Genomic DNA, 15,153 nt, shown 5'->3' with positions numbered 1-15,153 from the left:
TCAGGCCCGGTGACGCGGCTGGACCCGCAGGCCCATCCGCATCGCCACGCCGCCGAGCGCCAGCAGCGCCAGGGCGGCCGCGAGGCCTCCTGCGTCCACCGGGGACCCGGCGTCCGGCAGGACACCGGCGGCGGTGCCGGAACCGGGTGCGCCGGTCCCGCCCGAGCCACCCGTGCCGCTGTCGCCGCCGGAACCGCCCGTACCGGGATCGACGGCCGCGGCCGTGATCGTCAGGGGCAGCGTGATCGCCTCGCCGCGGACGGCGGCGTCGCCGAACGCGAGCAGCTGCAGGTCACCCTCCGGCTCGGCGATCTCGAACTCGGCGAGGTCAATACGGGCCGTCACGGTGTCGGCGCCGGGTCCCGCCGGCGCGGTGTACGTCGACGTGGCCGTGAGCGCCTCGTCGAGCACGGTGTCGGCCGGGTCGACCGCGCCGCGGTCGGCCGAGAACTGCACGTCGAGGCCGCCGACCGGCAGGGCGTCGCCCACCGGCTCGCCGTCGCTCAACCGGTCGAGCGCCGCCGTGAGGGTCGCCGTGCCACCCTCGACCACGGAGTCGGCCGAGGAGACGAGACGGGCCACGACCCACGGGGCGGTGGTGACGCCGCCGGTGCCGGAGACGCCGGAGCACTCCGGAGCCCCCAGGGCCGGGTCCGTCTGGCAGCCCCACCAGTTGCGGCTGGCGTCGACGGTCGTGGTGGTGGTGTTGCCCACGCCGTTGTCGTCGGCGAACAACCGGTTGTCGGTCGCCTCGACGGAGACAGGGTTCTGGTTCTTGACCTGCGTGACGTTGACGCCGGTGCCCACGCCGACGACGGAGTTGCCCTGCACCCCGGCGTCGATGACGTGACCGCCGATGGTCACACCGGCGGTGCCGGGGCTGGTGCCGTCTCCGACGATGTCGTTGTCGAGCACCCGCACGGTGCCCATCTGCGTCGGCTCGGTGGCGGCCGTGGAGTTCGTGCTGACCAGGATGCCGGCATCGACGTTCGCCAGGCCCGTGATCACGTTGCCCGCGATGGTGACGTCGTCGAACCCGCCGCGCGTGTCGAGCGTGGCGTTGAAGTCGATGTTGCGGATGTAGACCAGCCGGCCGTCACTGACGTTGTCGGTGATCACGACGGGGTCGATGATCCGGTCGGGCAGGTACTCGTTGAACACCAGGATCGACGAGCTCCCGCCGATGCCTTCCTGCAGGTCGTTGCCGCTGATCGTGACCGGCGCGCCCCAGCCGTCGACGCCGATCCCGTTGAAGACGTGCTCGGAGAAGCGGCTGTCGGTGATGGTCAACGGCGGGGTCTCCCGCGGGACGCCGCCGGTCAGGCCGGTGTCGGCGTAGACCCCGTACCCCGTCCTGGCCGCGTCCCCGGTGCCCTCGACGTCGAGGTCGGTCAGCGTGATGCCGGTGATGCCGGTGGTGGCCTGCTTGATGCCGATCGAGATGGTGAAGTACTGGCTCGCGGTGGTGTTCTTGCCGGGGTTCACCAGGGACATGTCCCGCACGATGATCTCGCCGCTGCCCTTGGCGTCCAGCCCCGGCAGGATCCGGAAGATCCCCGGCACGCTGCCGACGCTGGCGCCCCCGCCGTCCAGGATCGTCTGTCCGACCCCGGCTCCCTGGATCGTCAGGGGCTTGTCGACCACCACGCCGAAGGTCGGGAAGGTCCCGGCACCGATGGTGATCGTGTCGCCAGCGGCGGCAGCCGCCACAGCGTCGGCCACGGTGGTGTGGTCACACCCGACCGCACACACCGAGAGCTCGGCCGCGCTGGCGGGGGTGGCGACGAGGGCCATCGGCAGGACGACGGCGCCCGCGAGGGCAAGACGATGGAGACGACGCACGAGGGACCCCAGACGGTGGTGAACGGATTTCGCGCACCGTAGCAGACGTCTGTGACGTACGTCTCAGATGTGGGCGGCGCCGACGAGCGCCAGGCGCAGGATCCATCCGATGTCGGCCGCAGCGGCCTCGGCCGGCTTCGACGGCCGGGTGATCGCCGACATGACCAGCCGGACCACCGTCTCGACGGCGATGTCGAGCTCCGGGTCGGTCAGCGGCAGCTGCGCGGGGTGCCGGGTGATGCACTCCTTGACCACGACACCGGCGGTGTCGACGATCTCACCGGACTCCACCGTGAGGATCTTCAACAGGTCGGGGTCCTGCTCACCGGGCACCGATCCGACGATCGTGCGCACCAGCAGGCTGCGCTCACCCATCTCGAGCACACCCTGGCAGGTCCACTGGACCGCCTCGACGAGGTCGTCGCGCTCGGACATGCGCTCGCGGACGACGTCGAGGAACCGTGCCAGCTCCCGCATCGCCAGGTGCTCGGCGAGCTGCCGCTTGGTGCCCAGCTCGTTGTAGACCGTCTGCCGGCTGACGCCGACCGCCTCGGCGATCCTCGCCATCGTGACGGTCGACCAGCCCCGACGTTCGATGAGACCCTGGGCCGCGTCGAGCAGCCGGTCGCGCATCAGCACCGGCAGCGGCGGCGTGACCTCGAGCGCGGTCATTCCGGCACCGCGGACTTCAGCTCGGCCGCGTCGTCGGCGAGGACGGTCGCGTCGGGGCTGAGCCGGTCGCCGATCCAGGTGCGGACGGCGCGGATCTCGGCCGGCCGTCCCAGCGCCACTGCACCCACGACCGTCCCGCCGTCGAGGAAGAAGGCGGTGAAGTCCCGCTCGGTGAGCGAACCTCGGACGACGACCTCGTGGTCGGCCCGCGGCCACCCGGTCACCTGCAGGGTGTGCCCATACTGGTCGGACCAGCACCAGGGCACGTCGTCGTAGCGGGTGTCCGCGCCGGCCACCGTCTGGCCGACGGCGGTGCCGTGGCGTTGGGCGTGCTGCCAGTGCTCGACCCGCTGGAGGTCACCGGTGAGCGGGTGCGGGAACGCCGCGACGTCACCGGCGGCGAACACGTCGGGCGCGGAGGTGCGACCGGCCGCGTCCACCACGATGCCGCCGATGCCGTCGGCCAGCGTGAGCCCGGCGGCCTCGGCCAGACCCACGTTCGGCGTCATGCCGACCGCGACGACCACCACCGGGGCCGACCAGGTGCGGCCGTCGGCCGCGGTGACGGTGGTGACGTCGCCGACGGTCTCGATCGAGGTGACCTCGACGCCGGTGACCAGCTCGGTGCCGGCCTCGGCGTGCAGCTCGGCGTACAGCGCCGCGAGGTCCGGGGTGAGGAGCCGGGGCAGCGGCTGGGCGGCCGTCTCGAGCAGGGTGACCCCGACCCCTTGGGCCCGGGCACTGGCGGCGATCTCCGAGCCGATCAGCCCGGCCCCGACCACCACCAGCCGTCCGCCACCGGTCAGCTCGTCGGTGAGCGCCGGCACGTCGGCCAGCGAGCGCAGCGTGCGGATACCGGCCGCGTCCCACGGTCGGCGGGCGGACCCACCGGTCGCCAGCACCAGCTGTCCGTACTCGATCGAGCCCCCGCCGACCAGGTCGACGCGGCGGGCGTCGACGTCGACCGCGGCAGCCGCGACACCCAGCCGCAGGTCGATCCGCTGCTTGTCGTACCACTCGGCGGGCTTGATGCGGATGCCGTCGGCGTCCTTCTCGCGCCGCACGATCTCCTTGGAGACCGGCGGACGGCGGTACGGCAGCTGGGCCTCGTCGTCCAGCAGCACGATGTCACCCTCGAACCCGCCGGCGCGGGCCGCTCCAGCAGCACTGACGCCGGCGATGCCCGAGCCGATCACCACCAGCGGTGCGGTCACCGGGTCAGGCCGCCTCGGCCATGGCGAAGTCGGCCTTGGCCGCGCCGCAGTCGGGGCAGGTCCAGTCGTCGGGGATGTCCTCCCACTTGGTGCCGGGCGGGAAGCCCTCCTCCTCCCAGCCCTGCGCCTCGTCGTACACGAATCCGCACTGCTGGCACTCCCAGACCTTCACTGCTGCTCCTCCCGCTGTGCCTCCGCACGGGCGGCACGCGTCTTGGCTCCCCACGCGGCTGCGCGGGTCTCGGCACTGATGACGTTACCGTCCTGGTCGTTGCCCTCGAACTGCTCGATCGGCACGAAGTCGACCTGCTCACGCACCGAGCAGTCCGGACAGGTCCAGTCGGGATCGATCTCGTCGAACGGCGTGCCGGCCGGCCAGCCCTCGCGGGGGTCGCCGACGGCCTCGTCGTAGACGTACTCGCAGTTCGGGCAGACGTACTGACCGCTCAGGTCGGTCTCGCTCATGCCGCCACCTCCGTGGAGGAGAAGAGACGATACGGAGGTGCCGGCATGGGGGTGCCGTTGATCGCTCGCTGACGCTCGCTCATGCCGCCACCTCTTCCTTCGGCGGCGAGCCGTACTTGCGCTCGTAGCGGGCGGCCATGCGGGGCTGGATGTTGGCCTTGGAGAGGTCGCCGTCGTAGTGCTCGACGACCCGCTTGTCCATGACCGAGCGCCAGATCCACGGCACCCACGACAGCACGATCATCCCGGCGTACCCGGTCGGCAGCACCGGCGCGTCCTTGAAGTCGCGCAGGGCCTGGTAGCGACGGGTCGGGTTCGCGTGGTGGTCGCTGTGGCGCTGCAGGTGGTACAGCAGCACGTTGGTGCCGATGTTGTTGCTGTTCCAGCTGTGCGAGGGGTTGACCCGCTCGTACCGGCCGGACTCCAGCTTCTGCCGCTTCATGCCGTAGTGCTCGAGGTAGTTGACCGACTCCAGCAGCCAGATGCCGAGGATCGCCTGCACCACCAGGAACGGGAAGATCGCGAGGCCGAAGGCGGCGAGGGCGAAGCCCCACAGGATGACGGTGAACATCCAGGCGTTGATCAGGTCGTTCTTCAGCGTGTACTTGGACTTCTTGAGCCGTGCGAACCGCTTGCTCTCCAGCTCCCACGCGCTCTTGAGGCTGCCGAACACGGTCCGCGGCATGAAGCCCCACACGGTCTCCCCCATGCGGCCGCTGGCCGGGTCCTCCGGCGTGGCGACGCGCACGTGGTGTCCACGGTTGTGCTCGATGTAGAAGTGGCCGTAGGCGGTCTGCGCGAGCGCGATGCGGGCGAACCAGCGCTCGTGCTCCTCCTTCTTGTGACCCAGCTCGTGGGCGGTGTTGATGCCGATGCCGGCGACCAGGCCCATGCCGGTGGCCAGGCCGAGCTTGTCGTACCAGGCCAGGTTGTCGGTGATGCCGGGGAGGACGGACGCGGCGAACGGGTCCCAGCCGAAGAAGGTGCCGTCACCGAGCAGGAAGCAGCCCCAGAGGAACCCGGCGATCTGCAACGGGATGAAGGCGTAGGTGACCCAGCGGTAGTACGGGTCCTCCTCGAGCGTCTCGATCAGCTCGTCCGGCGGGTTCTCGGCGTCGAGGCCGGCGATGAGGTCGGCGATCGGCACAAGCACGAATACGAAGAACGGTCCGAAGTACCACCACACGCTCCACTCGGTGGCCGCGAAGAGGCCCCAGATCATGAGCGGGATCAGCGGGACGATCGCTCCGATGATCCAGAGGTACTTCTTCTTGTCGCGCCACGTGATGGTCTGTCCGTCGACCACGGTCGAAACTGCCATGTCATCCTCCTGATGCCTGCTTGACATCAAGGTATGACATGTCAAGTGACTTGACAAGTGTATGTGACATGTAAATCACCGCCCGTCGTTGACGCGGTCCCGGGCCCACCTCCCTCGGCGGGCCCGGGCGCGCCCCCGAGGGAGCGGGTCTCCCGGGAGAGAGACGCCGGTGCGACCGCGGATAGGGGCCGCGGGCACCGGCGCCCCGAGATCACCCGGTCGCGTCCGCCCGGTCCGGTCGCCGAGACCTCACAGGCCCTTGAACCCCTCGATGGCCGTCATCACGCCGGGCGCCAGCACGATGACGAACAGCACGGGGAACAAGCAGAAGATCAGCGGGAACAGGAGCTTGACCGAGACCTGCTGCGCCTTGCCCTCGGCGCGGAGCTTGCGCTTCATGCGCATGTCCGCGCTCTGGTTGCGCACCACCGTCGACACCGAGACTCCGGTCTCCTCCGCCTGGATCAGACTCCGCACGAACCGCCTGATGTCCTCGGACTCCGTGCGGTTCACCAGCGCCTCGTAGGCGGCCCGCCGAGGCATGCCGACCTGGATGTCCTGCAGCGTCCGGACGAGCTCGTCGGCGAAATCGCCCTTGCCGGTCTCGGCAGCGTTCATGAGGGCCGACTCGAACCCCAGCCCCGACTCCAAGGAGATGACGATCTTGTCGAGCGCATCCGGCAGCTCCAGCTCCATGGCAGCCTGCCGCTCGCGGGCGCGGCTCGACAGCAGCAGATCCGGCAGGAGGTAGGCCACGATCACCGAGCCGACCCCGACCGTCGTGTTGACCATCGAGAACTCGCTGAACGCGAACTCCCTCATCGCCACGGCCAGGATGAGCGGTGCCGCGATCTTCAGGATCAGGATCTTCTGCCAGGTCCAGCCCGCCGGGTACCCGGCCAGCATGAGATTGCGTTCGAGCCGCGTGCGCAGCCGCATCGGGATGACCAGCCGTGCCGCATCCTCCGGTCCCTCGAACTGAAGACGGGCCAGACCGGTGCGGCCGTCATTGGCGACATGGACGCCGCCCGACTCCACTCCCACGAGACGCTCGCGGGTCTTGGCGTCGGTCGTCTGGATCAGACCGAGGGCGACACACAGGGCAGCCAGGGAGAGCCCCAGCAGGGTGACAGCGATGACGATCACGGCATTCTCCTCAGACCTTGATGTCCACGATGATGCGCATCCACAGGAACGCGATGGTGTACATGACGACCGAGCCACCCACGAGGGCCAGCCCCAGACCCGTCGAGAACAGCGGGTCCAGGTAGCCCGGCGTGATGAAGGAGTACGCCACCGCGATCAGCAGCGGCAGACTCATCAGGATGTACGAGCTGAACCGCCCCTCCGAGGCGTAGGCGTGCACCTTCTCGCGGATCTCCGACCGATCACGGATCATCTGTGCGACCCGGTCGATGATCTCGTTGAGGTTGCCTCCGCTCTCGCGCGTCAGCTCGACGGCCTCGGCCAGCCACACGAAGTCCTCGCACTCCATCCGCTCTGCGGTGTCGTTCATCGAGGCGATGATGTCGCGGCCCAGGCGGTTCTCGTTGAGGATGCGCGTGAGCTCGTCCTGCATCGGGCTGTCGGCATCGCGCGCGCACGACCCCATCGCCTGTTGGAAGCTCTGGCCCGCGCGCATCGAGGACGCCAGCATCTGCAGCATCCCGTCGAGCTGGGCGTTGAACTCCCGGCGACGCTTGGCCGTCCGCATCTTCACCCACATCTTGGCCCCGACCGGGGCGATCACGGCGGCAGCGAGACCGAGCCAGACGTTCTGCCGCAGGACCAGTCCGGCCAGGAATCCGGCCGCGGACCCGAGAAACACCCACGCCACGAGCTGCGCAGCAGGGACCTTGATGTCGGCCAGCTCCAGCTCACTGGTCCGGAACGGCTTCCATCCGCTGCTGCGGAGGAATCGATCGATGACGTCGACCAGCTGGCCGTACATCACCTTCGTCAGCGGCTCCTGTGAGGCTTCGGGTCGACCGGTCCGTCGCTCCTTGGAGATCCGCGGCGCCGATCCGTCCACGACGAGGTACGAACCGAGCAGGAGCGCGAGCGCCACCAGCACCAGTCCCGCGACCAGCGCCGCGCTCATCGGACCCTCACCTGCCCCGGATCGTAGGAGTCCATCGGTACGTGGATGCCGAGCTCCTCGAAGCGTTCGGTGAACCGTGGTCTCACACCGGTCGGACGCTGCACGCCGACGAATCGGCCGTGCTCGTCCATGCCGGCCGAGAAGTCGAACAGGAACGCGTCCTGCAGGGTCACGATGTCCTGCTCCATCCCGAGCACCTCGGTCACGTGGGTGATCCGTCGGGTCCCGTCCCGCAGCCGTTGGATCTGCACGATCAGGTCGACCGCCGAGGCGATCTGCTCGCGGATCGCCCGCAGCGGCAGGTCCATCCCGGCCATCAGCACCAGGGTCTCGAGTCGCGCGATGCAGTCCCGCGGCGAGTTGGCGTGCAGCGTGCTGATCGACCCGTCGTGGCCGGTGTTCATCGCCTGGAGCATGTCGAGCGCCTCGCCGGAACGGCACTCGCCGACCACGATGCGATCCGGCCTCATGCGCAAGGAGTTGCGCACCAGGTCGCGGATCGAGACCTCGCCGGAGCCCTCGATGTTGGCCGGCCGAGACTCCAGCTGGACCACGTGGTCCTGCTGCAGCTTCAGCTCGATGGCGTCCTCGATCGTCACGATCCGCTCGCCGTCCGGAATGAACCCCGACAGCACGTTCAGCAACGTCGTCTTGCCGGTGCCCGTGCCGCCGCTGACCAGGATGTTGAGCCGGGCCTCCACCGCGCCTCGCAGCAGCTCGGCCATCTGCGCGGTCATCGAACCGAACTCGATCAGGTCCTTGGCGGTGAACGGTGTCTCCGAGAACTTGCGGATCGTCAGAGACGATCCACGGACCGCGAGCGGAGGCACCACGGCGTTGACCCGCGACCCGTCCTGCAGACGTGCGTCCACCATCGGGGAGGACTCGTCCACCCGCCGCCCGACCCGGCTGACGATCCGCTCGATGGCTCGACGCAGGTGGGCCTCGGAGGTGAACTTCAGCCCGCTGAGCACGATCTTGCCGTTGCGCTCGACGTAGATGCAGTCGTGGCCGTTGACCATCACCTCCGTGACGCTCGGGTCCTCGAGCACCCGCTGCAGCGGACCGAGTCCGAGCGCGTCGTCCTCGATGTCCTGGATCAACCGTCCGCGCTCGTCGGACGTCAGCAGCAGCTGCTCGTCGTCGATGATCTGGTTGAGCTCCTCCCGCACGAACTCCGCCAGCTGCGCCTCGGTCAGCGAGGAGTCGTTGATCCGCGCTCCGAGCCGCTTGAAGAGTTCCTCCACCGCGCGGGCCTTGACCCCCGCCAGCGCGTCGGTCACCTTCAGGGCCACCGGCGCGGCGCCCGGCTCGACACCCGCCGCGGTGGCCGTCGCCGTCACGACGCTGCTGAACTCGGCCCGGTCCCGTGCCGTGGCGAGACGATCGCTGAGACTCATGCGACTTCCACCCTCCGGTGCTTCACGTCGGCACTCTTGCCCTGCCGCGCGAGTCGGTCGATGACCTGGTGGACGGCCTTGACGAACGGTCCGCCCTTCTTGCGGCCCTTCAGCATGATGGGCTCGCCGTGGTTGGAGGCCAGCTGGACCTCCGGCGCCCGCGGGATGACGACGTCGACGGGCAGACCGATCACGGCCTCCACGTCCTTCACCCTCATGCCGGACTGTCGATCGGCCAGGTTCAGCACCACCATCCGGGAGGCGGGCAGCAGCTCGAGCTGCAACAGCAGCTCGATCTCCTTGCGCACACCCCGCACGCACGAGACATCCATGGTCGACACCACGATCACGTCGTCAGCGACCTCCAACGCCGCCAGGGTCGGCTCGTCGAGCCCTGCGGCGGTGTCGACCACGACGTAGGCGAACTGGGTGGCCAGCTGCTCGATCAGTCGCCGGATCTGGCGACCGGTCGCGTGCTCCGTCGCTGCCGGCGAGTCCGCGCCCGGCAGGACGTGGAATCCCGACGGGTGGACGGCGAGCATCGTCTTGAGCACGAAGGTGTCCTCGGCCGCCTCGTCGGTCAGCGCGTGCTCCATCGTGGAGGTCGGGTTGATGTTGAGCGTCGAGGCCACGTCACCGAACTGCAGGTCGAGGTCGACGAGCACCACCTCGGACGGATGCTGCTCGGCCAGACCGATCGCGAGATTCGTCGAGATGCTGGTCTTGCCGACCCCACCCTTGGGCGACACCACGACGATCACCCGCGTGTCCTCCGGGTTGACGGCCGCAGGCACGGCCGCACCCGGCGTGGACGTGAGGGGGGCACCCGCGACCCGGTGCTGCTCGGCACGACGCAGCACCTCGACCAGGCGGGAGTCCGGCGCCTCGGGCGTGACGATGTCGCGGACGCCTGAACGCATGGCCTCCACCACCACCTCGGCCGAGTACTCGCCGACCAGCACCAGGTCGATCGTCGGGTACCGCTCGTCGGTGGCGCGTGCGAGTTCGAGGGACCATTCGATGGGCAGCTCCTCACAGAGCATGATCAGGTCCGGAAGCGCTTGCGGGTCCAGACTCCGCAGCAGGTCGAAGCGCTCGGCCTGGATCGTCTCGCTGCTGAGGGCGACGACCTGTGTGCCCGGAAGCACGTTGATGCGGGCCATCAGAGCGTCGTCCCCGCCGAGGATCAGCGTGCGCGTCATTGGAGATCAGCCCCGATGATGACGCGCTCGCCGCTCTTGTCGGTGTCAGCGTTCTGCAGCGACAGCCACATGCGTCCGAAGTCCATCGTGAACGCGATCTTCTCGGCCAGCTCGGTCCCCACGGCCACGGTGACGGCGATCGCCGTCGAGGCGTCGGCCGTGGTGGCCTGGTCGACCCGGGTCACCAGCACGTCGTGGCTGACCAGGTTCGCCCACGAGTCGCCCTGCTCGGGGTCGTAGGTGCCGAACACGCCGACCTTGTCGCCGGCCTTGACCTGGCCTCCGACCACCCGCTGCCCCTCGAGGCTGAAGGTGATCTCCTGCAGGCCGGCGGGGACATCCACCTTGCCGGCGCCGGAGTCGCCCGGGGCCGCGAACCGCGCCCGCAGCACCACCTCACCGGGCAGCAGCCGCGCCGTGGCGGCGAGCCCTGCCACCTCGTCGACGGACTCGATCGCGCCGTCCGGCACCGAGGTCACCGGGACCTCGTCGGTCTCGACCAGGCCCGCGAGCTCGGCGGCGCTGGTGCCCTGCGGCACCGGCTCCACGACGCGCACCACGGTCACCAGCTCGGCGCCGTCGAAGGCTCGATCGTTCGCGTTCATCGCCCACAGCACCAGCAGCGCCACTCCCGCGACGGCCAGGACTCCCGCCATGACGGCGGCCATCAGTTTCTTCTTCATGATCTCGTCTCCCTATCCGAGGATCTGCATGGTCAGTTCTTGAGCCGCACCAGCCCGGCGCCGAAGTCGGCACCGTCCGCCGCGTACTCGAAGTTGGGGTCCTTCGTGAAGGACTTGGTGAAGTAGCCCTGGATCCCGTTGCAGCCGACCGACGCCTCCACGACGGTGAAGCCGAGTAGACCCAGGACGAAGTTGAGCAGCGGGCCCACGAGGAGGAGCTGCGACAGCAGCTGCTGCAGCGGCAACGAGATCGTGATGTTGTTGCACGTCGGCGCCAACGGGTCCGAGCTGGAGTTGCTGCCGAACCGCCAACCGGTCACCTTGAACGGTGCGTAGCCGACGATCTCGGCCCCCAGGTTCGGCGGCACCTTGACGCAGTTGCCGCTGACACCGCTGCCGCAGGCCTGGATCGAGAGACCCAAGGCCCCCGTGACGTTGGTGAGGACCTCCTTGGGCCGGTAGATCGGCAGCAGGATGGTGTCGCCGGCACGGATCTGGGTCCCGAAGCGCGCGGCACAGCGGCTCGTGAGCACGTCGTGCAGGGTGCTGCTGGCGTACAGCAGCACGCCGATCCTGGTGTCGATGTCGCAGGAGGCTCCGACGAGATCGAGGTCGATCGCCTCGGTCAGCCAGGCTCCGCCCTGCATCGCGAGGACATCGTTGGCCGACCCGTCACCGCACTCCGCATCGGACCCGGTGATGGCCCCGATGAGGTCGTTGACGGGGAACAGGATGCCCCGGAGGAAACCCGCGATACCGGAGAGCAAGCCGGTCGCGTTGTTCACGAGGCTGCGCACGGTCTGCAGGACGTCGGAGCGGATCAGGGTCCGCGCACCGTCGACGTTGCCGGCCGAGGGCCTGAAGTCGTTGTACGTGCACTGCGCGACACCGAACGGCACCACGGGGAATCCCTCGACCGGCCGCAGGTTGGTCCACTCGGCCGTCGCGGACGACCGGACGACGTCGGAGTCCTTGCCCAGCAGCTGGGCGAGGCGGTAGTCGACCGGTTCGGCGACCGTGACCGAGACCTCGCGTCCGGCGCCGCCGATGACGGGGGCGTCGGGCGCCGAGCCCGGGGCGTTCCCCTGGACGATCGTGGAGGCGTCTGCCGTACCCGTGGCGCTCACGCACGCGCCGTCGAGGACGTTCTGGCCGGCCGCTGCAGCCTGCTTGGCGCAGTTCTCGACGATCGAGCGCGTGGTGGCGTCGGCCGCGTTCTGGGTCTGCCGGCGCACGTGCGATGCGGCCCCGTAGTCGATCGTGAGCGCGCCGATGCTCAACAGACTGGTCATGATGACGGCCGTGATGATGGCCGTGGCACCACGGTCCTCGTGGATCGTGCTCGGGCGCAGCAGTCGGCTCACTCGCATCGGACCTGTCCCGTCCCTCGGACCGTGAAGGTCTGGCCGAACAGGCCGGTCAACGTGTCGCGGGTGCCCTGGATGGTCACGCTCACCGAGCTCTGACCGACCCCGCAGCCTCCGGCGGAGACCGTCACGGCGACGCCTGCGGTCGTGAGCGACCGGGCCTCGGTGGTGGCCGTGTCGGAGTTGTTCGTGATCGACATGACCCGCGCACTCTGCATGGCGGCGTTCGTGTACTGGATGTGCTGCTGGTAGCGGAACCCGAAGTCGACGATCCCGGCGGCGAGCGCGATCAGGATCGGAGCGACGAGCGCCAGCTCGACCGCGGCGGCGCCTCGCTCGTCGCGGGCCCTGGCGCCGCGGCCGAGCCGGCGGTGCGGTGCGCGTGTGCGCGTGATGTTGCTCATCTGACTGCTCTCCCTCTGCAGCAGAGGGGCGCCTGCGGTTCACCGCCCGGAGGCGGGTCCCGCGTGCGGTCCAGGGTCTCCCTTCCCTGTTCCGCCGCCCCGGGGGTCCCGGCCCTGGGGGGCCGGGATGCAGAACGGGCCGGCCGACATGGACAACCGGCCGGCCCGTTCTGCGGGGCCTAGATCAGATACCGATCTGCGCGCCGAGACCCGTGAAGAAGGTCGCCAGGGCGGTGCCGAAGGCCTGGACGGCCACCAGCAGGCCGACGGCGATGCCGGCGACGATCAGCGCGTACTCGACGGCGGTGGCGCCCTTGTCCTCACGGCGGTCCGCGACGAGCGTGGACATCGCGTAGGCGAGAACGAAGTTGAGCTTGGTCATGATGTACTCCCTCAGTTTGGTGTTGCTTTCGCCACCGGGTTGGTGGCTCTCCCTGAAGAAAAAGTTAGAGTACAACGACTCAGTTGTCTTGGAAGTTACGGACTATCTTTTCTAGTTCTTCGGAGCCATCTTCGTGACCGAGGTCACACCCTGCGGCCGGGTCAACCGCCCATCAGGGCCGTCAGGTCAGCAAAAAACCCGGCCACGATGCCGCCCAGGAGGGCGTTGATCGCGATCACCGTGAACGTGATCATGCTGACCATCAGTGCGTATTCGGTCGCCGAGGCACCTTCGTCCCCGCGCCGACGCAGTCGTCGCTCCATGGCAGTCTCCCTCTCCCACACCCAGAATATGACCAAGGTCACGTGCTTGTCAGGGTCTTGGTCCCGAAATGGCCCGGAGTGACCACCCCCCGGACCGATCGCGAGACGATCGGCCGCCGACCGGACATCATCAGGTAGACCGTCACGCGGAAGGACCACCGTGGAACCCACCTCGACGCCGGCGCCCGACGACCGGGCCCTGCTGGGCCGTGCCCGCTCCGGCGACCGCACGGCGTTCAGCGAGCTCTACGACCGGCACGTCCGTGCGGTCTACTGGCAGGCGTTCGGGGTCGTGCGCGACGACGACCTGGCCGAGGACGTCACCCAGGAGGTGTTCATCACCGCGTGGCGCAAGCTGCACGGGATCGACGTCGTCGACGAGTCGCTGCTGCCGTGGCTGCTGGTCACCGCGCGGTACACCGCCCTGAACGCCCGCCGCGGTCGCCTGCGGCAGGAGGCGCGCCAGACCGACCTGACCGACGACGCGCCGGCGCCGGGATCGGTCGAGGCCGACGTCGTCGCGGCCCAGGTCCGCGACGAGATCGCCCGTGCCGTCGCACGGCTGTCGGAGACCGACCGCCGGATCTACGACCTGTGCGTCGACGGCAACCACAGCTACGAGCAGGCCGCCGGCGACCTCGGGCTCAGCCACGCGGCGGTCCGCAACCGCCTGTCCCGCCTGCGCAGCCGTCTGCGCGCCGACCTCCACGCCATCCGGGAGCCCGCATGAACACCCTGACCCCCCTCGACGACGACCGCATCGCCACCATGCGCCTGGGGGTGATGTCGGCCGTCGACGCCGACCTGACCCGGCGCGGCCGCCGCTCACGACGCCTCGCCGGCGTCACCCTGGCCGCCGTGGTCGTGCTCGGCGGGGGCCTGGCAGGTCTGCAGCTGGCCGGTGACGACGACGCCATGACGGCCTCCGACGGCTTCGACACCGCCGCCGTGGCCCCTGACCTCGCGGCGCCCGAGGCCCTCGGCGGCGCCGAGATACTGCCGTCGACCCCGATGGACGAGGGCGCGACCCGCGAGCTCGCGGCCCAGGACGCCGTCTCCGACACCGACCGCGAGGTCATCACGACGGCGAACGCCGGTGTCGTGGTCGACGATCCCCGGGAGGCGGCCGGGGACTTCTCGGCCTGGGTCGAGGGCGCCGGTGGACGCATCGACGCACGCACCGACGCCGACGAGTTCGCCTCGGTCACCGCACGGGTCCCCGCGGGTCAGGTGACCGCCACCCTCGCGCAGCTGGAGGAGTACGGGGAGGTCGAGACCGCGTCGGTGCAGCGTTCGGACGTGACCCGCGTCGGCGCCAACCTCGACGCCCGCATCGAGGCGCTGCAGGTGTCGGTCGACCGGCTGACCCAGATCCTCGCGACCGCCGCGACGAGCGAGCAGGTCATCGAGGCCGAGACCGCCCTGACGCAGCGTCAGGCCGAGCTCGACGGCCTGCGCGCCGAGCGGGACGCGCTCACCGACGAGGTCGAGCTGTCGCGGGTCGACGTGACGTTCTCCGCGTCGCCGCGGGTCGAGACGGTCGAGCCCGACGGCTTCCTCGGCGGCCTGGAGTCCGGGTGGAACAGCGTCGTGTCGACGGTCAACGCCGTCGTGCGGGGTGCCGGTGTCGTGCTGCCGTGGGCGAGCATCGGCGCCGCCCTGCTGCTGGCGTTCTGGTGGGTCCGCAGGCTCCGGCACCGCTGATCCCTCACCTCCCCGCTGGCCGTGACGTCTCGGCCCTGATTCGGCCCGTTCAGGGGCAGAATCGTCACTGCCA

General features: G+C 69.6%; 17 protein-coding genes. 2 read left to right on the top strand and 15 right to left on the bottom strand.

From position 1 onward, the window contains the following. The 15 genes from HMPREF0063_RS01645 to HMPREF0063_RS01575 form a co-directional block, all read right to left on the bottom strand. Complete coding sequence (locus HMPREF0063_RS01645; protein ID WP_156794008.1) at positions 1–1,842, bottom strand: right-handed parallel beta-helix repeat-containing protein; 1,842 nt, start codon at positions 1,840–1,842, stop codon at positions 1–3. 63 nt (positions 1,843–1,905) lie between these two features. Next, positions 1,906–2,514 carry a TetR/AcrR family transcriptional regulator gene (locus HMPREF0063_RS01640; RefSeq protein ID WP_007076900.1) on the bottom strand — a complete coding sequence of 203 codons (609 nt, stop codon included), beginning with the start codon at positions 2,512–2,514 and terminating at the stop codon, positions 1,906–1,908. After that, positions 2,511–3,728, bottom strand: a complete 1,218-nt coding sequence (locus HMPREF0063_RS01635; RefSeq protein ID WP_007076899.1) for an NAD(P)/FAD-dependent oxidoreductase — start codon at positions 3,726–3,728, stop codon at positions 2,511–2,513. The genes HMPREF0063_RS01640 and HMPREF0063_RS01635 overlap by 4 nt, the downstream gene beginning before the upstream one ends. Before the next feature lie 4 nt (positions 3,729–3,732). After that, on the bottom strand, positions 3,733–3,900 hold the full coding sequence (locus HMPREF0063_RS01630) for a rubredoxin (RefSeq protein WP_007076898.1): 168 nt from the start codon (positions 3,898–3,900) through the stop codon (positions 3,733–3,735). Then, a complete protein-coding gene (locus HMPREF0063_RS01625) occupies positions 3,897–4,193 on the bottom strand; it encodes a rubredoxin (protein ID WP_007076897.1) in 297 nt (98 codons plus the stop codon). Before HMPREF0063_RS01625 ends, HMPREF0063_RS01630 begins: the two co-directional genes overlap by 4 nt. A 79-nt stretch (positions 4,194–4,272) precedes the next feature. Next, positions 4,273–5,514, bottom strand: a complete 1,242-nt coding sequence (locus HMPREF0063_RS01620; protein WP_156794007.1) for an alkane 1-monooxygenase — start codon at positions 5,512–5,514, stop codon at positions 4,273–4,275. Between the two features lie 249 nt (positions 5,515–5,763). Then, positions 5,764–6,660: a type II secretion system F family protein gene (locus HMPREF0063_RS01615; protein WP_007076895.1), complete on the bottom strand. Its 897-nt coding sequence runs from the start codon at positions 6,658–6,660 to the stop codon at positions 5,764–5,766. A gap of 10 nt (positions 6,661–6,670) precedes the next feature. Further along, complete coding sequence (locus tag HMPREF0063_RS01610) at positions 6,671–7,615, bottom strand: type II secretion system F family protein (RefSeq protein WP_007076894.1); 945 nt, start codon at positions 7,613–7,615, stop codon at positions 6,671–6,673. Further along, complete coding sequence (locus tag HMPREF0063_RS01605) at positions 7,612–9,015, bottom strand: TadA family conjugal transfer-associated ATPase (protein ID WP_007076893.1); 1,404 nt, start codon at positions 9,013–9,015, stop codon at positions 7,612–7,614. The genes HMPREF0063_RS01610 and HMPREF0063_RS01605 overlap by 4 nt, the downstream gene beginning before the upstream one ends. Then, complete coding sequence (locus HMPREF0063_RS01600) at positions 9,012–10,217, bottom strand: CpaE/TadZ family protein (RefSeq protein ID WP_007076892.1); 1,206 nt, start codon at positions 10,215–10,217, stop codon at positions 9,012–9,014. Before HMPREF0063_RS01600 ends, HMPREF0063_RS01605 begins: the two co-directional genes overlap by 4 nt. After that, complete coding sequence (gene cpaB, locus HMPREF0063_RS01595) at positions 10,214–10,900, bottom strand: Flp pilus assembly protein CpaB (protein WP_040320023.1); 687 nt, start codon at positions 10,898–10,900, stop codon at positions 10,214–10,216. Before cpaB ends, HMPREF0063_RS01600 begins: the two co-directional genes overlap by 4 nt. A gap of 32 nt (positions 10,901–10,932) precedes the next feature. Continuing rightward, a complete protein-coding gene (locus tag HMPREF0063_RS01590) occupies positions 10,933–12,264 on the bottom strand; it encodes a pilus assembly protein TadG-related protein (RefSeq protein ID WP_040320022.1) in 1,332 nt (443 codons plus the stop codon). Continuing rightward, positions 12,261–12,671, bottom strand: a complete 411-nt coding sequence (locus HMPREF0063_RS01585) for a TadE/TadG family type IV pilus assembly protein (protein ID WP_007076890.1) — start codon at positions 12,669–12,671, stop codon at positions 12,261–12,263. The genes HMPREF0063_RS01590 and HMPREF0063_RS01585 overlap by 4 nt, the downstream gene beginning before the upstream one ends. A 184-nt stretch (positions 12,672–12,855) precedes the next feature. Further along, positions 12,856–13,053 (bottom strand): Flp family type IVb pilin, encoded by a 198-nt coding sequence (locus HMPREF0063_RS01580; RefSeq protein ID WP_040320021.1) that lies wholly within the window; start codon positions 13,051–13,053, stop codon positions 12,856–12,858. A 161-nt stretch (positions 13,054–13,214) separates the two neighbouring features. Further along, positions 13,215–13,376, bottom strand: coding sequence for a Flp family type IVb pilin (locus HMPREF0063_RS01575; RefSeq protein WP_156794006.1), 162 nt, complete (start codon positions 13,374–13,376; stop codon positions 13,215–13,217). A gap of 160 nt (positions 13,377–13,536) precedes the next feature. On the opposite strand from HMPREF0063_RS01575, the gene HMPREF0063_RS01570 reads away from it, so the two are divergent. Both HMPREF0063_RS01570 and HMPREF0063_RS15525 read left to right on the top strand, forming a co-directional pair. Beyond that, on the top strand, positions 13,537–14,106 hold the full coding sequence (locus HMPREF0063_RS01570; protein ID WP_007076887.1) for an RNA polymerase sigma factor: 570 nt from the start codon (positions 13,537–13,539) through the stop codon (positions 14,104–14,106). Further along, a complete protein-coding gene (locus HMPREF0063_RS15525; RefSeq protein ID WP_050760878.1) occupies positions 14,103–15,080 on the top strand; it encodes a DUF4349 domain-containing protein in 978 nt (325 codons plus the stop codon). The genes HMPREF0063_RS01570 and HMPREF0063_RS15525 overlap by 4 nt, the downstream gene beginning before the upstream one ends. Positions 15,081–15,153: the final 73 nt, after the last annotated feature.

It is taken from the genome of Aeromicrobium marinum DSM 15272 (genome assembly GCF_000160775.2).
Lineage (GTDB): Bacteria > Actinomycetota > Actinomycetes > Propionibacteriales > Nocardioidaceae > Aeromicrobium > Aeromicrobium marinum.
The sequence above is the reverse complement of the archived record's forward strand: the minus strand, read 5'-3'. Positions and strand labels throughout refer to the sequence as shown.

Coding starts and splice junctions, on each gene's coding strand:
- HMPREF0063_RS01600 (WP_007076892.1), bottom strand. CDS start 10,217: ATGACGCGCACGCTGATCCTCGGCGGGGACGACGCTCTGATGGCCCGC.
- cpaB (WP_040320023.1), bottom strand. CDS start 10,900: ATGAAGAAGAAACTGATGGCCGCCGTCATGGCGGGAGTCCTGGCCGTC.
- HMPREF0063_RS01575 (WP_156794006.1), bottom strand. CDS start 13,376: ATGGAGCGACGACTGCGTCGGCGCGGGGACGAAGGTGCCTCGGCGACC.
- HMPREF0063_RS01625 (WP_007076897.1), bottom strand. CDS start 4,193: ATGAGCGAGACCGACCTGAGCGGTCAGTACGTCTGCCCGAACTGCGAG.
- HMPREF0063_RS01640 (WP_007076900.1), bottom strand. CDS start 2,514: ATGACCGCGCTCGAGGTCACGCCGCCGCTGCCGGTGCTGATGCGCGAC.
- HMPREF0063_RS01605 (WP_007076893.1), bottom strand. CDS start 9,015: ATGAGTCTCAGCGATCGTCTCGCCACGGCACGGGACCGGGCCGAGTTC.
- HMPREF0063_RS01610 (WP_007076894.1), bottom strand. CDS start 7,615: ATGAGCGCGGCGCTGGTCGCGGGACTGGTGCTGGTGGCGCTCGCGCTC.
- HMPREF0063_RS01585 (WP_007076890.1), bottom strand. CDS start 12,671: ATGAGCAACATCACGCGCACACGCGCACCGCACCGCCGGCTCGGCCGC.
- HMPREF0063_RS01580 (WP_040320021.1), bottom strand. CDS start 13,053: ATGACCAAGCTCAACTTCGTTCTCGCCTACGCGATGTCCACGCTCGTC.
- HMPREF0063_RS01620 (WP_156794007.1), bottom strand. CDS start 5,514: ATGGCAGTTTCGACCGTGGTCGACGGACAGACCATCACGTGGCGCGAC.
- HMPREF0063_RS15525 (WP_050760878.1), top strand. CDS start 14,103: ATGAACACCCTGACCCCCCTCGACGACGACCGCATCGCCACCATGCGC.